Raw genomic sequence first — 16,132 nt, 5'->3', positions numbered from 1 at the left:
GGACCGCGACGTATCCGACCCCACGGCTACCGTTGTCCGGATCGCGCGCCCACCGGTGTCGGCCGGTTCGGCGACGGCGGCCACGCCACCAACCGGGGTAGCATTCTGTACTTGGAGGACCGCTGACGTGAACGACCTTGTCGACACCACTGAGATGTATCTGCGCACCATCCTCGAGCTGGAGGAGGAGGGCGTCCCGCCGCTGCGCGCCCGGATCGCCGAACGGCTGCACCAGAGCGGGCCGACCGTCAGCCAGACCGTCGCCCGGATGGAGCGCGACGGCCTGCTGACCATCGAGGACGATCGGCACCTGCGGCTGACCCCGCTCGGCCGCACCCACGCCGTCTCCGTGATGCGTAAGCACCGGCTCGCCGAGCTGCTGCTGGTGAACGTGATCGGCATGCCCTACGAGGAGGCCCACGAGGAGGCCTGCCGGTGGGAGCACGTGATGAGCGACGCGGTCGAGCAGAAGGTGTACGAGCTGTTGAACCGGCCGACCCGGTCGCCGTACGGGAACCCGATCCCGGGTCTGGAGGCGTTCGACAGCACCGCGCTGCCGGCCGCCAGCAGCCCGGCCGAAGGCGAGCGCAACCTCGCCTTCCCGGGCCTGTCCGGCACGGTGGTGGTCCGGCGGATCTGCGAGAGCGTCCAGACCAACGGGGACGTGCTGCGGCAGCTGCACGCGGCCGGGGTGGACCCGGGCGCGACGGTGACCGTCGCCCAGGAACGCGACGGCGTCACCGTCGACCGTTCCGGGGACAAGATCCGGCTGCCCCGCGAGGTCGCCTCCCGGGTCTTCGTCGCCGCCCGCTGATCACCTGCCGCCGCTGACACCCGCCGCCCGCTGACGCCCAGGCCGACCCGGCGTCAGAGGCGGTCCACGTCCAGCCGCTTCGCCATCGTGACCAGCTTCTCCGCGAAGGCGTCCGCGGTGGCCCGGTCCCCGTCGGCCGCGAGCGTGTAGCGCAGGCTCAACATCCGACCTTCCCCGGTGAGCCAACCGATCTCCACCGCGGCGCCGTGCCCCTTGGCCGGTGCGCGGGTCAGCCGGTAGGCGGCCTTACCGAGGCCACCCACCGACGTGCTCCCGCTGGGCGCCATCTCCTCGGTGAACGTCTCGACGTTCGCCTTCGTGGTGGTCACCGACAGCAGCAGATCCGGGTGGGCCGCGGCCTCCGACCGCACCTGGCAGGTCTGGGTGGTGCTGTGCTGGCTGGCCGCCGAGACGTCGAACCGTACCCCGGTGGTCTCCTCGATCGTCGAATAGTCGAGCAGCTGGCAGGCCCCGCCGGCGGAGGCGGCCGGCACCTGCACCACCGGCGGCACCCGCACCTGGTCGGGCGGCGCTTCCTCGCCGCCGTCGCCGCAGCCGGCCACGGCCAGCAGGCCGACCCCGGTCAGGCAGAGCAGCCGCGCACGCAAGGTAACCTCCCGCTCACCGGGACCGGCCGCCGGTCGGCCGGCCCGTCGGACACCGTACGGCCTGGGCCGCCACCGCGAAAGTCGGCCGGCGGCCGGCACCGCGCCGGTCAGACCGGCAGCCGGCCGACGATGTGCCGGGCGATCTCCAGCGAACTCGTCGCCGCCGGTGACGGCGCATTCAGTACGTGCACCTGCCGGTCGCCCTCGGCGATCAGGAAGTCGTCCACAAGCGAACCGTCCCGGCCCACCGCCTGGGCCCGCACCCCCGGTTCACCGGGCACCAGATCCGCCTCGGTCAGCTCCGGCACCAACCGGGCCAGGCTGCGGGCGAACCGCTGCCGCGACAGGGACCTGCGCACCTCGGCCAGGCCGTACCCGAGGTGCCGGCTGCCCAGCCGCCAGAAGCCCGGGTAGCCGGCCAGGTCGGCCAGGTCGCGAAGATTGCCCTTGGTCCACGAATAACCCTCCCGGGCCAGCGCCAACACCGCGTTCGGACCGGCGTGCACGCTCCCGTCGATCGACCGGGTCAGGTGTACGCCGAGGAACGGGAACCGCGGGTCGGGCACCGGGTAGATCAGCCCTCGGACCAGCGACGCCCGCTCCGGACGCAGCTCGTAGTACTCCCCCCGGAACGGGATGATCCGCGCCGCCGGCCGCACCCCGGCCAGCCCGGCCACCCGGTCGGAGTAGAGCCCGGCGCAGTTGACCAGCACGTCCGCCACCAGCTCGCCGGTCGTGGTCCGGACCACCTGCTCACCGCCGCGCACCCGCACCCCGGTGAACCGGGTGTTCAGCCGGATCGTCGCGCCCGCCGCCACGGCGAGCCGGCCCAACGCCTGGCAGACCGCGGTGAAGTCGACGATGCCGGTGGAGGCGACGTGCAGCCCGCCGACGCAGCGCACGGCCGGCTCGTACTCCCGGGCCTGCGCCCCGTCGATCAGCTTCACCGGCAGGCCGTTGGCCACCGCCCGGTCGTGCAGCGCCCGCAGCCGGGGCAGCTCGCTGTCGTCGGTGGCCACGATGAGCTTGCCGCAGACCTGCACCGGAATGTCGTTCGCGGCGCAGAACTCCACCATGGACTGGCTGCCGGCCCGGCACAGCCGCGCCTTCAGACTGCCGGGCTGGTAGTACACGCCCGCGTGGATGACGCCGGAGTTGCGGCCGGTCTGGTGCGCCGCCAGCCGCGGCTCCTTCTCCAGCACCGTCACCTCGGCGTCCGGCCGGTCGAGGATGATCCGGTGCGCGACCGCCAGCCCGACGATGCCGCCGCCGATCACCACGTACCTGGTCATGGCCAGCTACGCTACCCGTCCACCGGCTCGTTGACGTACGGACAGTGCCGGCAACCCCGCCCGCAGCAGGTTCCCCGCCGGGCCAGGAAGCCGGCGGTGAGGACGAAGAGGCCGGTCTCCGGGTCGGGGTAGCCGGCCTGCCCGGCCGCCAGCGCCGCCGCGTGGGCGGCCAGGATCCGTTCCCGGTCCGGGTGGTCCGGCGCCAGGCGCGCCGGGTGCGGCACGGTCAGCGGCCGCGGCGCCAGCGGCAACCGGCGTTCCCGATCGGCGTTCACCGGACCGACCCTAGCCACTGCCGGCCTCAGCTCAACGCGGCGGCCGGCAGGTTGACGTTGCCGCACTGCCGGTCGAAGGAGCGCCGGCCTCCCCCACCCGGCGGCCCCACCGCTCGCCGGCGTGCGGCGTTCACATTCCCATCCCGGCGCTGGTCGCGCCACCCGGCGGGCGGCACGAACACGGCGGCCGTCCGATCCGGGGTCGGATCGGACGGCCGCCGTCGGTTCAGCGGTGCTAGCTGCAGCCCGAGGTGGAGCCGCAGCCTTCACAGACGTAGCAGCTACCGGCCGGGCGCATCTTCGTACCGCAGGTGAAGCAGAGCGGCGCGTCGGCCGCCTTGCCGATCACCGCCTCCAGCAGTTCGGTGGAGGAGCCCACCTCCGGTGCCGGCCGGACGGCGGCCGGCTCGGCCGCGGCGGCCTCAGCCGACGCCGCCGGGGCCGGGGCCGGCTCGGCCGGCGCCTCGACCGGCGCCGACGAGGCGATGGCGGTCAGATCCGCGCCGCTCTCCGCGTCCGCCTCGGCCCGCAACTGCGCGGCCCGCTCCCGCGCCGTGAAGATGCCCAGCTCAGCCCGGCGCTCGTACGGCAGGAAATCCAACGCCAGCCGGCGGAAGATGTAGTCCATCACCGAGGTCGCCAACCGGATGTCCGGGTCGTCGGTCATCCCGGCCGGCTCGAACCGCATGTTGGTGAACTTGCTGACGTACGTGTCCAGCGGCACGCCGTACTGCAGACCGATCGAGATGGCCACCGAGAAGGCGTCCATCACCCCGGCCAGCGTCGAGCCCTGCTTGGACATCTTCAGGAAGACCTCACCGAGCCCGTCATCCGGGTACGACGACGCGGTCAGATAGCCCTCCGCGCCGCCGACGGCGAACGACACCGTCTCTGACGGCCGCTTCTTCGGCAGCCGCTTGCGGACCGGCCGGTACTCGACGACCTTCTCGACGACCTTCTCCACCTCGGCCGGTGCCGCCTCGGCGGCCTTCTCCCGCTTGCTCGCCGACAGCGGCTGGCCGACCTTGCAGTTGTCCCGGTAGATCGCCAGCGCCTTCAGCCCCAGCTTCCAGCCCTCGAAGTAGATCTTCTCGACATCCTCGACGGTCGCCGCCTCTGGCATGTTCACCGTCTTGGAGATCGCCCCGGAGATGAACGGCTGGACCGCCGCCATCATCCGCACGTGCCCCATCGGCGCGATCGACCGCTCCCCCATCGCGCAGTCGAAGACCGGGTAGTGCTCCGGCTTGAGGCCGGGCGCGTCCACCACGTGGCCCTGGTCGGCGATGTGCTCGACGACCGCCTCGACCTGCTCCTCGGGGTAGCCGAGGCTGCGCAGCGCCCGCGGCACGGTCTGGTTGACGATCTGCATCGAGCCGCCGCCGACCAGCTTCTTGAACTTGACGAGCGCCAGGTCCGGCTCCACCCCGGTGGTGTCGCAGTCCATCATGAGGCCGATGGTGTTGTGGCTGACGAACCCCGCCGCCACGTAGGTGACGTTGGCCGGCACAGACAGGTCGTACGTGGGCTGGACACCACCGTCCTCGTTGGCCCGGACCGTCTCGTACAGGTACCCGAGCGCGTGCCCGAGCCGGTCGTCGCCGGTCTCCGCGAACAGCCGCAGCGCCACCGACCGCGGTACCCCGCCGGTCTTGCGCAACGACTGGAGCACCGTGTCACGCAGCTCGTGACCACCCGGCACCAACAGTTCCCAGATGGCCCGGGGCAGCCGGATCCGGTCCCGGTTGCCGGTCTGCCCGGGTTCGAGCACGATCAGCTCCGCCTTGCGGCGTCCGATGAACCCGACGATCTCCTCGAACGCGATCGCGTGCTCCTGGTTGCGGAGCCGGACCTGGAAGATGTCGCCGCCGAAGCCGGAAACCGTACGCCGGGTGGTCGTCGCCATACCGAGGCTGAGCAACACCGTCCGGATCTCGTCGGCGAACGACTCGGTCGACGTCGACATCGAGGGAACCCCGCTGAGGACCGTGCCGTCGGCCTCGAACAGGCCGCGCAGGAAGGCCGCGTACACGGTGACGTCGTTGGTCTCCAGGATCGCCGACGGTACCCGGGGCGCCCAGCCCGTGCCGCTGTGCTCCTCATCCGGCACCCTCCGGCCGGCGCGCTCGATGGTCGGCAGCGTCTTGCCGAAGCCGGCCGCCCGCCACCACCGCGCCAGCCGAACGGACGAGAGGGTGACCTCCCGGTATCCGGTTCTCACCTCGACGGTCGGCTCGAGCCCGAACAGCCCCTTGCTCAGTACCTGGATCCGCTCGACCACGTCCAGGTCGGTGTCGGCGACACAGAGCCGGATGCCCTTGGCGTGCAGGCTGCCGTCGCCCATGAAGTAACCGACCAGTTCGGCCAGCTCCTCGTCGACGTGCTCCGGTACGTACAGCCGGTGATCCCCGGCGTAGTACGCCTGGTCGAGCACGGGCAGCGGCACACGCCGAGGTTCACCTACCAACGTGCCAAGCTGGATCGGCACGACATCGCCGGGGGCGACCTCGGCCATCCGCTTCCACTCCCAGTCACCGGTCGCGGTGTTCACGACCTTGATCCGGTGGGCGAGGGTGCCCTGAATCCGGTAGCCGGCGTCGGTGGCGATCCGGCGGGTCGGCTCCTCGCCGTTGATGAAGAACCGGGTCGCCTGCCGGGCGCCCTCATCGGTGGAAACCTTGAGGTCCAGGTCCTGCCACCGGTCGCCGTAGACGTCGCCGAGCTCACCGAGCCGGGTCAGGCCACGGTCGGTGGTGACAAGGGTGTCCGCCGTCAGGCACCCGGTGGGCGCAAGCACGCTGGCCTGCGAGTTGCGCCAACCCGACTTCTCGCCGATCTTGTTGCCGGTCTGCCACTGCCGGGTCGCCTCCCGGACGATCGCGGTGCTGACGGCGCCGACCGGCTTGATCGCGTCGCTGGCGGCGGCGTGCTTGCGCATCACCCGCTTGTGCGGCTCGGCGTTGCGGGCGTACCCGTCGTATGGGCCGACCACGCCGGCAAGTTCCGCCGAGCGGCGGTACGCCACCCCGGTCATCAGCGAGGTGATGCCGGCCGCCAGGGTCCGACCCCCCTCCGAGTCGTACGGCAGGCCGGAGGCCATCAGCAGCGCACCGAGGTTGGCGTACCCGATGCCGAGCTGACGGTAGGCCCGGGTGGTCTCGCCGATCTTCTGGGTCGGGAAGTCGGCGAAGCAGATCGAGATGTCCATCGCGGTGATCACGAACTCGACGGACCGGACGAACTTCTCGACCTCGAATCCGCCGTCGGCCCGCAGGAACTTCATCAGGTTCAGCGAAGCCAGGTTGCAGGACGAGTTGTCCAAATGGAGATATTCACTACATGGGTTAGATGCGGTGATACGTCCGGTTTCAGGGCAGGTGTGCCAGTCGTTGATGGTGTCGTCGTACTGCAGGCCCGGGTCGGCGCACTCCCAGGCGGCCTGCGAGATCTTGCGGAACAGACCCTTGGCGTCGACGGTGTCGATGACCGCGCCGTCGAGCCGGCCGCGCAGCTCGAAGTCGCCGCCGTCCTCGACCGAGCGCATGAACTCGTCGGAGACCCGGACCGAGTTGTTGGCGTTCTGGTACTGCACGCTGACGATGTCGGAGCCGCCGAGGTCCATGTCGAAGCCGGCGTCGCGCAGCGCCCGGATCTTGTGCTCCTCGCGCGCCTTGGTGACGACGAACTCCTCGATGTCGGGGTGGTCGACGTCGAGGATGACCATCTTGGCCGCCCGCCTGGTGGCGCCGCCGGACTTGATCGTCCCGGCGCTGGCGTCGGCGCCGCGCATGAAGCTGACCGGCCCGGAGGCGGTGCCACCGCTGGAGAGCAGCTCCCGCGAGGAGCGGATCCGGGACAGGTTCACCCCGGAGCCGGAGCCACCCTTGAAGATCAACCCTTCCTCTTTGTACCAATCCAGGATGGAATCCATGGAGTCGTCGACGGCCAGAATGAAACAGTTGTGGACTCGGAGGTTCCCCGAGAGATACTCACCCGACTCGGTCTGGATGTCGTAGACCTCCATCGACCCGAGCCGCTCGACGCGCGCGATCTCCAGCCGCTTGACCGGCCGGGCCGCTCGGCCGCCCTTGGCGAAGCTCTCCTCCAGCTTGCGCGACTTGCGGTCGTCGACGAAGCCGATCTCATCGGCGAAGATCTCCCGATCACCGGCATTCTGGATCCGCAGCGACCAGCATCCCTTGCGATCGGCACGCCGGTCGGCCTTGAACGAGACCCTGGCGAAGATTCCGAAACGCAGCAGCAGGCTCTGCATCCCGCGAACCAGCTGCTCGGAGATCATGTCCAGCCCGACGAGCGTCGACCGTTCCCGGGCCGAAACGTATCCTTCGGCCTGGAACATGCTCTTCAGGTAAGCCGCGACCACTGGCAACGGCGCGTTGAAGAGCGCCGCCGGCACCACCATGTCGGTGCCCCGAGCCAGCAGGTCCCACTTGTCGACGAACGTACGCAGGTGCTCGCCGTAGAGGCGGGTACGCCGGCAGTCCAGGTCCGCGCTCTGGGTGGCGACCGCACGCTCGTGCCGGTGAGCCCCGGGGAACACCGCGTCGAGCGCGGCCACCACCCAGTCGAGCTCCTGGTTGTTGACCGTCATCGCCTCGATCGTCAGCGAACGGTTGGTGCCCGTGTCGTACTTCCCCACGAACCCGTCGGACTGCAACCAACCGGCGAGGGCCGCCTCGGCGACCTCCCGCCCAGCGATCTCCTTCTCACCGAAGGCAGCCCGCCGGTGCCACTCGAGGGAGTCGCCGGGAACGAGGGTGCCGGCCTCGACGAACCGGCCGGTGCCCGCACCGGTCGACTTCCACACCAGATGGTCCGGCGTCACGTCGAGGGTGTAGCCGGCCTTGCTGTGCAGCCGGAGCACATCCTTCGTGCCATTGGCCTTGACCGCGATGATCTTGGTCAGGCCGTGCGCGTCATACACCTTTGTACCGACGGCGTTGGTCTCCACGAGCTCGCCGATCGGGACGAGTCCGGCAGGGGTGCTGACCAGCGCGTCGTAGGGCTGGCACGCGGAAACCTGCTGCGGTGACTGGGTGCCGACGTTGAACCAGACCGGCGAGTTGAAGCTGAACACCTGGTGCAGCAGCATCCAGGTCAGCTCGTGCTCGAAGATCTCCGCGTCGGCCGGCGTGGCGAAGTAGCCGTGCTGCTCCCCCGCCGCCCGGTAGGTCTTCACCACCCGGTCGATGAGCTGCTTGAGCGACCACTCCCGCTCCGGGGTGCCGACGGCGCCGCGGAAGTACTTGGTGGTCACGATGTTGGCGGCGTTGACGCTCCAGGTCTCGGGGAACTCGACCCCGCGCTGCTCGAAGTTGATCGAGCCGTCCCGCCAGTTCGTCATCACGACGTCGCGGCGCTGCCACGCCACCTCGTCGTAGGGGTGCACGCCGTCGGTCGTCCAGACCCGCTCGACCGTCAGCCCCCGCTGGCTCCTGGCCCCGTTGGACCGGGCCCGCGGCGCCTTGCTTGCTGTCACGCCTTCCCCCGACATCTCATCCGCCCCCTCGCACGCGCGTGTGCCGCGCGCAAACTCTTCCGATTGACAAGAACCCCTGAAACCGACGGGCCCAAACCGACGGGCCCGAAGAATCAGAACAACTAGCCGGTACGACCACCGGCGGGCACGCCCACCGGGGCCCCATCCCCGGTACGCGCCTTCGCCGCGGCGGCCGCCCGCAGCGCCTCGATCTCACGTTCGAAGTCGCCGAGCGAGTCGAACGACCGGTAGACGCTGGCGAATCGCAGGTAGGCCACCTCGTCGAGCTCCCGCAGCGGTCCCAGGATGGCCAGTCCCACCTCGTGGCTGGGCAGCTCGGCGGCGCCCTTGGCCCGGACCGTCTCCTCGACCCGCTGGGCCAGCAGGGCGATCGCGTCGTCGTCGACCGGCCGGCCCTGGCAGGCCTTGCGGACGCCACCGATGATCTTCGTCCGGCTGAACGGCTCGGTGACCCCGCTGCGCTTGACGACGGCGAGTACGGCCTCCTCGACGGTGGTGAACCGCTTGCCGCACTCCGGGCAGGAGCGCCGCCGGCGGATCAGTTGGCCGTCGTCCGCCTCCCGCGAGTCCACGACCCGGGAGTCGGCGTGCCGGCAGTACGGACAGCGCATCGCCGGCCTCCCTCTCCGATTGGCTCCGCGCACGGCGCGACCCCGGCCGGGCACCTGTGGTGGCCGACGCCGAGGTGTCGTACGTAGGAACCTGTGGGGGTAGTCGAACCCAACCTGTGGACGACTTACACCCTTGTGACTACTAGATGTTGGGGTCGACGTTATGCCGCCGAATGGCTGCGGTCAAGTTCCACGGGCGTGGCGCGCACCGCTTCCACCCTGCCAACACCCGCAGCGGCCGCGGGGTTACCCGCTGCTCGGAAGAGTGAGCCGTTGCCCCGGGTGCACGGTGTAGTCGGCGAGTCCGTTGAGTCGACGGATCTCGCGGATGGTGGCGAACGGATCCCGGCTGGGTCGGTGCCGCTCGGCCACCGACCAGAGCGTGTCCCCGGGTTGCACGACGGCGGTCGGCGCGTCGCCGGCCGGATCGGCGGCCCGGGAGGCCGGCGCCAGCCAGGCGACGACGGCGGTGATCATCAGCGCGCAGAGGAGGGTCACGACCACCCGGCCGCGCCGGGTGAGCCGCAGCCGACCGCCTCCGGAGGGCCTCTGCATCCGCGCCACAGCCATCGCGACCTCCAAGATCGTACGCCCGTTCGATAGCACGGACGTACGATTGGTCTATCAGAACACCCGTACGATGTCGAGCCGGAACCGTCGACACGCCGACAAACATGTCGTACAGATGTTTGAAACTGTCGGAACTCACCTATACGGTCAGACCAACCGATCAACACCCAGCACCCGCACCACGAGCCGACGAGGCACCCCAGACAGGGAGGACGACGTGTCGAGCGAGGACCGGACGAGCCGGCGGGAGCCCCCGCCACCCAGCCTGGCCGAGACCGCCGGAGCGGGCGGCCGGCGACGGTCCGCCCGCACCCGGGGCGGCGAGCCGGCGTTGCGCGCCGTCACCCCGATGGTCAGCAGCTTCCCCGACGTGGCCACCCCCGACCTGACCACCCGCCAACGCCGGATCCTGGAGTTCATCCGCGGCTGGGTGGAGCGCTACGGCTACCCGCCGAGTGTCCGGGAGATCGGCGAGGCGGTCGGTCTGGTCTCGCCGTCCAGCGTCGCCTACCAGCTCAAGGAGTTGGAGCGGAAGGGTTTCCTGCGCCGCGATCCGAACCGTCCCCGGGCCGTCGACGTCCGGCCGCCCAGCGAGATGATCGACGACGAGGCGGCCCGGGCGCAGCGCCCCACCCCGGCGTACGTGCCGATGTTGGGGCGGATCGCCGCCGGTGGCCCGATCCTCGCCGAGCAGGCGGTGGAGGAGATCTTCCCGCTGCCCCGCGAACTGGTGGGCGAGGGCGAGGTCTTCATGTTGCAGGTCAAGGGCGACTCGATGCTGGAGGCCGCGATCTGCGACGGGGACTGGGTGGTGGTCCGCCAGCAGCCGACCGCCAACGCGGGTGAGATCGTGGCCGCGATGCTGGACGGTGAGGCCACCGTGAAGACCTACCGCCGCCGCGACGGCCATGTCTGGCTGATGCCGGCGAACGCCGCCTTCGACCCGATCCCGGGCGACGACGCGACCATCATGGGTCGGGTGGTCGCGGTGCTGCGCCGGATCTGACCCGGCGGTGCGGACCGCAACCGGGCGCCGGTCCACCACCGGCACCCGGACCTGCCCCGGCTGTCGGGCGTCAGACCGACCGGAAAGCCGCCGAGGGCACTGGTTTGCCAGTGGAGCCACCGCGTTCTGCTGACCGGGAACGCTCCTGATCCGGTGCGGCCGTCCGGCTGCCCCGGTTCGGCGGTAGCCGTGGCCGACCGGCGATCACCGGTAGCCGTGGTTGACCCGGCGGTCAGCGGTAGCCGTGGTTACCCGGCGGTCAGCGGTAGCCGTGGTTGACCCGGCGGTCAGCGGTAGCCGTAGTCGTTGTCGGGGTAGCCGCCGCCCCGGTCCGAGTAGCCGGCCCGGGTCCGGCCGCGCCGGTCGTCCCACTCATCGGCGGGCCGGCCACCCCGCCGGTAACCGTCCCCGGTCATCGGTCCGTCGTCGTCGCGGAAACCACCGCCTCCGTCGCGGGAACCACCCCCGCCCCGGCTGCCGCCGTAGACACCGCCCGCCTTCGGCGCGCCACCGCCGGCTCCAGCGGCCTGCGGTCCCCCGCCGCCGTAGCCGTCGCCCGGCGATCCGCCGTACCTGCCGCCCGGGGCTGCTCCACCGGCGTGGCCCTTGGCGGGGCCCCCGCGGTATCCGCCGCCCTTCGGCTCGTCGCCGTCATACCCGCCGCCCGGCGGTCGACCGCCGCGGTAGCTGCTGCCCTTCGCCGGGCCGCCGTAACCAGCGCCCTGCGGTCCGCCGCCAGCCTGTGGTCCGCCGCCGTAGACCGCGCCGCCCGCCGGTTTGCGGGCGGGGGCGCCGTTGGCGCCGCCGTACACCGCCCCACCCGACGGTGCGGCGGACTTGCCGCCGTAGACACCGCCCGGCCGGCGAGCCGGTGGCGGGTCGTAGTCGGGACCCGGCTCGCCGGGAGGGTGCCCCGATGCTGGACGCCAACCGGAGTCGTCGCGCGCGTACGGCGTGGCCCGCGCCGCCGCGATCGGGCGATCCGCGTCCGGTGAGTCCGGATCCGGGGACTCCTCGTCGCGGGGGGGCCGTCGTCGGGCCCGCAGGATTCCGAACACCCCGGCGCCGACCAGCGCCGCCCCGAGCAACCCGACCCCCGCGATCAGGTAGGTGATGTCGTCCAGGGACAGCCCGTCCAACCAGGATCGGCCGGTCTCCTCGGCAGCGTCGGCGTCGGCGCCCGCCGCAGCCTCCGGGGCAGGTTGCGCCGCCGGCGGATAGCTGAGGATCTCGACCGTCGCGTCCTCGCCCAGCGAGCCGACGTCGGAGACGGTGAGGAAGGTCTTGCCGTCCGGGGTGTACGCGATCGCCTCGCCGAACGGGTCGGCCAGCGCGGTCGCCCGGGGCTCACCGGTGGTGAGGGTCTTGACGATGTCGCCGTCGACCAGGTCCCACTCGAAGGCGTCGGCGTAGGTGCGCAACGCGATCCGGGCGCCGTCGGGCGACCTGGCCGCGCCGGTGATGGTGACCCGACCGGTCGGTCCGAAGGTGTTCGCCGTGGTGGTCTTCGGCAGGGTGAGCTCGCCGGCCTTCTCCATCGGCACGCCTTCGGCGTTGTTCTTCTTCAGGGCCGCGGTCGGCCGGTAGATCTCCGCGGCTCCGGTCGACTTGGTGATCAGATACGGCGTGCCGTCGTCGCCCATCAGCAACGCCTCGACGTCGTGCGGCTTGCCACCCGGGTAGGTCAACCGGTGCAGCACCGGGCGGCTCGAACCGTTCACCGGCATGCTCCACAGCACCACGCTGGTGCGCCGCTCGGTGCTTGTCACGTTGTCGCCGGTGTCGGCGATCCAGACGGTCTTGCCGTCGGCGGAGAGCGCCAGGTCCTCCGGGTCACGTGGCCCGTTGCCGCCGTAGCGGACCGCCTCGGTGACCGCGCACTTCTTGTCGAGCAGGAAGACCCGCTCCCCGGCCTCCGAGTCGCTGCTGTCGTTGATCACGATGTAGCCACTCTCGGTGGCGATCATGCCGGACAGTTCGATGAGCCGTTCGTCGGTGACGGTGCAGACCTTCTTGCCCGCGGCGAGGGCCGGCGACGCCCCGACGGTGAGGCCGGCGCCGATCAGACCGAGGCTCAATCCGGCCAGGCCACCGGCGACCAGGATCGGGGAGAGGACACGCCGCATCGGCCAAGTGTCGCACGCGTTCGGGTTGGCGCGGGGGCCGCGGCCGACCCCGTCCCGCCCGTCCGTCACAGCTGTCCCGTTGGTTACTTCCCGTAAATCTACTTGCCGTCGACCCGAAACGGGGAGAGCTCGGCGGCCAGTGCCTCATCGACGCGGACCCGCAGCACGGTGCCCTCCGGGGCGTGCGTGGTGCTCAGCACCTCTCCCCGACGGTGCACCCGGGCGACCAGGTCGCCCCGGCTGTACGGCACCGCGGCGGTCAGCTCCACCGCGGGTCGGGGCAGCCGGGCCTCGATGGTGGCCCGCAACCCGTCGATGCCCCGGCCGCTGCGGGCGGAGACGAAGACGGCGTCCGGCCACTCCCGCTTGAGCCGCAGCAGCATCTCCTCGTCCGCCGCGTCGATCTTGTTGACCACGAGCAGCTCGGGCAGCTTGTCGGCGCCCACCTCGGCGAGCACCTCGCGGACCGCCCGGACCTGCTCCTGGGGATCGGGGTGCGCGCCGTCGACGACGTGCACCACCAGGTCGGCCTCGGAGACCTCCTCCAGGGTGGAGCGGAACGCCTCGACGATCTGGTGTGGCAGGTGCCGGACGAAGCCGACCGTGTCGGAGAGGGTGTAGACCCGCCCGTCGGAGGTGGTGGCCCGCCGGGTGGCCGGGTCCAGGGTGGCGAAGAGCGCATCCTCGACCAGTACGCCGGCGTCGGTGAGCCGGTTGAGCAGGCTCGACTTGCCGGCGTTCGTGTAGCCGGCGATGGCCACCGCGGGCACCCCGTTGCGGGTGCGCCGGGCGCGCTTGGTCTGGCGTACGGTGCGCATGCCCTTGATCTCGCGGCGCAGCCGGGAGATCCGGGTCCGGATCCGCCGCCGGTCGGTCTCCAGCTTGGTCTCACCCGGTCCGCGCAGACCCACGCCACCGCCGGCGCCGCCGCCCCGGGCGCTGCCGCCGGACTGCCGGGACAGGCTCTCGCCCCAGCCCCGCAGCCGGGGCAGCAGGTATTCGAGCTGGGCCAGCTCGACCTGGGCCTTGCCCTCCTTGCTCTTGGCGTGCTGGGCGAAGATGTCCAGGATCAGGGCGGTCCGGTCGACCACCTTGACCTTGGTCCGCTGTTCCAGGTTGCGCAGCTGCGACGGGGAGAGTTCGCCGTCGCAGATCACCGTGTCCGCGCCGGTGGAGAGTACCACCGAGCCGAGGTCGTCGACCTTGCCCCGGCCGATGTAGGTGGCCGGGTCGGGCCGGTTGCGGCGCTGGATCAGCCCTTCGAGCACCTGGGAGCCGGCGGTCTCGGCGAGCGCGGCCAGCTCGGTCAGCGAGTTCTCCGCGTCGGTGACGCTGCCCTCGGTCCAGACCCCGACCAGCACCACCCGCTCCAGCCGGAGCTGGCGGTACTCGACCTCGGTGACGTCGGTCAGTTCGGTGGAGAGCCCGGCGACCCGGCGCAGCGCCTGCCGGTCCGCCAGCTCCAGCTCGCCGGTGGTGACGTCGTCGAGGTCGGAGTCCACCGTCGGCACGAAGCTGTCCTGGCTAGGCAATCCGCTCTCCTTCTGGCGCGAGGTGTGACTCGATCTGATCAGTGACTACCAATCCTGACACGCGACCCGACCCGCCGCACCCGCGTTTCGGCCGCCGCGCCGCCGGTACCGGATCGGTGCCGCGTCGCCGCTGACCGCCGCCGATCCGAGGGGCCGCGTTACGGTCGGTCAGGTCGGGGGCGTAAGAATGCCAGGGCGATGTCGCGCCGACCGACACACCTTCGACGGAGGGACCCCGTGGCGATCTCCCGCCTGCCGAGCGCCGGATTCTCGATCACCATCCGGATCGGCATCCCCGCCGACGCCTCGGCGATCGGCCGGCTCACCACCTGTGTCGGCGAGGCCGGTGCGATCGTCACCGCGCTGGACGTGGTCGACTCCGACCCCACCACCGTGATCGTCGACCTCACCTGCGACACCGCCGACGCCGGTCACGCCGACCAGGTCGTGCAGGCGCTCTCCGCGCTGGACGGGGTGGATGTCCGGAAGGTCTCCGACCGGACCTTCCTGCTGCACCTCGGCGGCAAGATCGAGGTGGCCCCGAAGGTGGCGCTGCGTAACCGCGACGAGCTGTCCCGGGCGTACACCCCGGGGGTGGCCCGGGTCTGCCTGGCGATCGCGGAGAACCCGGCCGACGCCCGCCGGCTGACCATCAAGCGCAACACCGTCGCCGTGGTGACCGACGGCTCGGCGGTGCTCGGGCTCGGCAACATCGGCCCGGCGGCGGCGCTGCCGGTGATGGAGGGCAAGGCGGCGCTGTTCAAGCGGTTCGGCGGGGTGGACGCCTGGCCGGTGGTGCTCGACACCCAGGACCCGGACGAGATCGTCTCGATCGTCCGGGCGATCGCCCCGGGGTACGGCGGCATCAACCTGGAGGACATCGCCGCCCCGCGCTGCTTCGAGATCGAGACCCGGTTGCGGGAGCTGCTCGACATCCCGGTCTTCCACGACGACCAGCACGGCACCGCGATCTGTGTGCTGGCGGCGCTGACCAACGCGCTGCGGGTGGTCGGCAAGCAGCTCGCCGACGTGAAGGTGGTGGTCTCCGGCGCCGGCGCCGCCGGCACGGCGATCATGAAGCTGCTGCTCCGGCAGGGCGTCGGCGACATCGTCGCCTGCGACCGCGACGGCGCCCTGCACCGCGGCCTGATCCCCGGCCCCGGCGGCGGGGTGGACGGCAACGGCGCGGTGGCGCCGCTGAACGCGGCCTGGCAGTGGCTGGCCGAGCACACCAACCGGGACGGCTACGCGGGCGACCTGCGCGGCGCCCTGCGCGGCGCGGACGTCTTCATCGGGGTCAGCGCGCCGAACCTGCTGACCGGCGACGACATCGCCACCATGGCGCCCGACCCGATCGTCTTCGCGCTGGCCAACCCGGATCCCGAGGTGGACCCGCGGCAGGCCCGCAGGCACGCCGCCGTGGTGGCCACCGGCCGCTCGGACCAGCCGAACCAGATCAACAACGTGCTCGCCTTCCCCGGCGTCTTCCGGGGCATGCTCGACGCGCACGCCGAGGAGTTCACCGAGGAGATGGCGCTCGCCGCCGCCCGGGCGATCGCCGACGTGGTCGGCGAAGACAAGATCAACCCGACGGTGATCGTGCCGAGCGTCTTCGACTCGCGGGTGGCCCCGGCGGTCGCCGCCGCGGTGCGGGCCGCCGCGCAGACCCGGGTCCCGCCGGCCGCCGACCCGGGTCCGGCCGACCTGCCGGAGATCGCCGCCGGGGCCGCCGCCCCGGCCAACCCGCTGCTCAACTGAGCCAACCCCGCCAGCCAGC

Annotated in this window: 10 protein-coding genes and 5 pseudogenes; 3 read left to right on the top strand and 12 right to left on the bottom strand. The window is 71.5% G+C overall.

The annotated features are described in order from the left end of the window. Window positions 1-127: 127 nt before the first annotated feature. Window positions 128-814 carry a metal-dependent transcriptional regulator gene (locus tag O7627_RS10625; RefSeq protein ID WP_278093327.1) on the top strand — a complete coding sequence of 229 codons (687 nt, stop codon included), beginning with the start codon at window positions 128-130 and terminating at the stop codon, window positions 812-814. A 53-nt stretch (window positions 815-867) separates the two neighbouring features. On the opposite strand, the gene O7627_RS10620 is transcribed toward O7627_RS10625, so the two are convergent. From O7627_RS10620 to O7627_RS10595, 10 genes and pseudogenes are all read right to left on the bottom strand, one after another. Then, a complete protein-coding gene (locus O7627_RS10620; protein ID WP_278093326.1) occupies window positions 868-1,422 on the bottom strand; it encodes a hypothetical protein in 555 nt (184 codons plus the stop codon). A 107-nt stretch (window positions 1,423-1,529) separates the two neighbouring features. Beyond that, window positions 1,530-2,714 (bottom strand): L-2-hydroxyglutarate oxidase, encoded by a 1,185-nt coding sequence (gene lhgO, locus O7627_RS10615; RefSeq protein ID WP_278093325.1) that lies wholly within the window; start codon window positions 2,712-2,714, stop codon window positions 1,530-1,532. Between the two features lie 11 nt (window positions 2,715-2,725). Continuing rightward, a complete protein-coding gene (locus O7627_RS10610) occupies window positions 2,726-2,989 on the bottom strand; it encodes a DUF5522 domain-containing protein (protein WP_278093324.1) in 264 nt (87 codons plus the stop codon). A gap of 235 nt (window positions 2,990-3,224) precedes the next feature. Continuing rightward, window positions 3,225-4,451 (bottom strand): annotated as a pseudogene (locus tag O7627_RS37175) (vitamin B12-dependent ribonucleotide reductase); the annotation flags it as partial. Between the two features lie 351 nt (window positions 4,452-4,802). Further along, window positions 4,803-5,009 (bottom strand): annotated as a pseudogene (locus tag O7627_RS37170) (LAGLIDADG family homing endonuclease); the annotation flags it as partial. Window positions 5,010-5,768: 759 nt separating this feature from the next. Beyond that, window positions 5,769-6,947, bottom strand: a pseudogene (locus O7627_RS37165) (adenosylcobalamin-dependent ribonucleoside-diphosphate reductase); the annotation flags it as partial. 189 nt (window positions 6,948-7,136) lie between these two features. After that, a pseudogene (locus O7627_RS37160) lies at window positions 7,137-8,009 on the bottom strand (LAGLIDADG family homing endonuclease); the annotation flags it as partial. Window positions 8,010-8,018: 9 nt separating this feature from the next. After that, window positions 8,019-8,504, bottom strand: a pseudogene (locus tag O7627_RS37155) (vitamin B12-dependent ribonucleotide reductase); the annotation flags it as partial. Between the two features lie 107 nt (window positions 8,505-8,611). After that, a complete protein-coding gene (gene nrdR / locus O7627_RS10600) occupies window positions 8,612-9,121 on the bottom strand; it encodes a transcriptional regulator NrdR (protein ID WP_278093322.1) in 510 nt (169 codons plus the stop codon). Window positions 9,122-9,367: 246 nt separating this feature from the next. Beyond that, window positions 9,368-9,676 (bottom strand): LysM peptidoglycan-binding domain-containing protein, encoded by a 309-nt coding sequence (locus O7627_RS10595; protein ID WP_278093321.1) that lies wholly within the window; start codon window positions 9,674-9,676, stop codon window positions 9,368-9,370. 280 nt (window positions 9,677-9,956) lie between these two features. Between O7627_RS10595 and lexA the strand changes: the two genes are divergently transcribed. After that, entirely contained in the window at window positions 9,957-10,697 is a 741-nt protein-coding gene (gene lexA, locus O7627_RS10590) for a transcriptional repressor LexA (RefSeq protein ID WP_278098240.1), read from the top strand. A 287-nt stretch (window positions 10,698-10,984) separates the two neighbouring features. Here the strand turns inward: lexA and O7627_RS10585 are convergent, their stop codons facing one another. Together O7627_RS10585 and hflX are read right to left on the bottom strand one after the other, a co-directional pair. Continuing rightward, window positions 10,985-12,823: a hypothetical protein gene (locus O7627_RS10585; protein ID WP_278093320.1), complete on the bottom strand. Its 1,839-nt coding sequence runs from the start codon at window positions 12,821-12,823 to the stop codon at window positions 10,985-10,987. A 98-nt stretch (window positions 12,824-12,921) separates the two neighbouring features. Beyond that, the gene (gene hflX, locus O7627_RS10580; RefSeq protein WP_278093319.1) at window positions 12,922-14,355 is read right to left on the bottom strand and encodes a GTPase HflX; all 1,434 of its coding nucleotides are present in this window, start codon (window positions 14,353-14,355) and stop codon (window positions 12,922-12,924) included. A gap of 198 nt (window positions 14,356-14,553) precedes the next feature. Here hflX and O7627_RS10575 point away from each other — a divergent pair, with 198 nt between their 5' ends. Beyond that, complete coding sequence (locus O7627_RS10575; protein ID WP_278093318.1) at window positions 14,554-16,113, top strand: NAD-dependent malic enzyme; 1,560 nt, start codon at window positions 14,554-14,556, stop codon at window positions 16,111-16,113. Window positions 16,114-16,132: the final 19 nt, after the last annotated feature.

Source organism: Solwaraspora sp. WMMD1047, assembly GCF_029626155.1.
Lineage (GTDB): Bacteria > Actinomycetota > Actinomycetes > Mycobacteriales > Micromonosporaceae > WMMD1047.
This window is presented reverse-complemented; position numbering and strand designations above follow the sequence as displayed.

What these genes read in the sequence shown, in the direction of transcription:
- O7627_RS10595 (WP_278093321.1), bottom strand. Translation starts at nt 9,676, where the DNA reads ATGCAGAGGCCCTCCGGAGGCGGTCGGCTGCGGCTCACCCGGCGCGGC.
- O7627_RS10585 (WP_278093320.1), bottom strand. Translation starts at nt 12,823, where the DNA reads ATGCGGCGTGTCCTCTCCCCGATCCTGGTCGCCGGTGGCCTGGCCGGA.
- nrdR (WP_278093322.1), bottom strand. Translation starts at nt 9,121, where the DNA reads ATGCGCTGTCCGTACTGCCGGCACGCCGACTCCCGGGTCGTGGACTCG.
- O7627_RS10575 (WP_278093318.1), top strand. Translation starts at nt 14,554, where the DNA reads ATGTCGCGCCGACCGACACACCTTCGACGGAGGGACCCCGTGGCGATC.
- lhgO (WP_278093325.1), bottom strand. Translation starts at nt 2,714, where the DNA reads ATGACCAGGTACGTGGTGATCGGCGGCGGCATCGTCGGGCTGGCGGTC.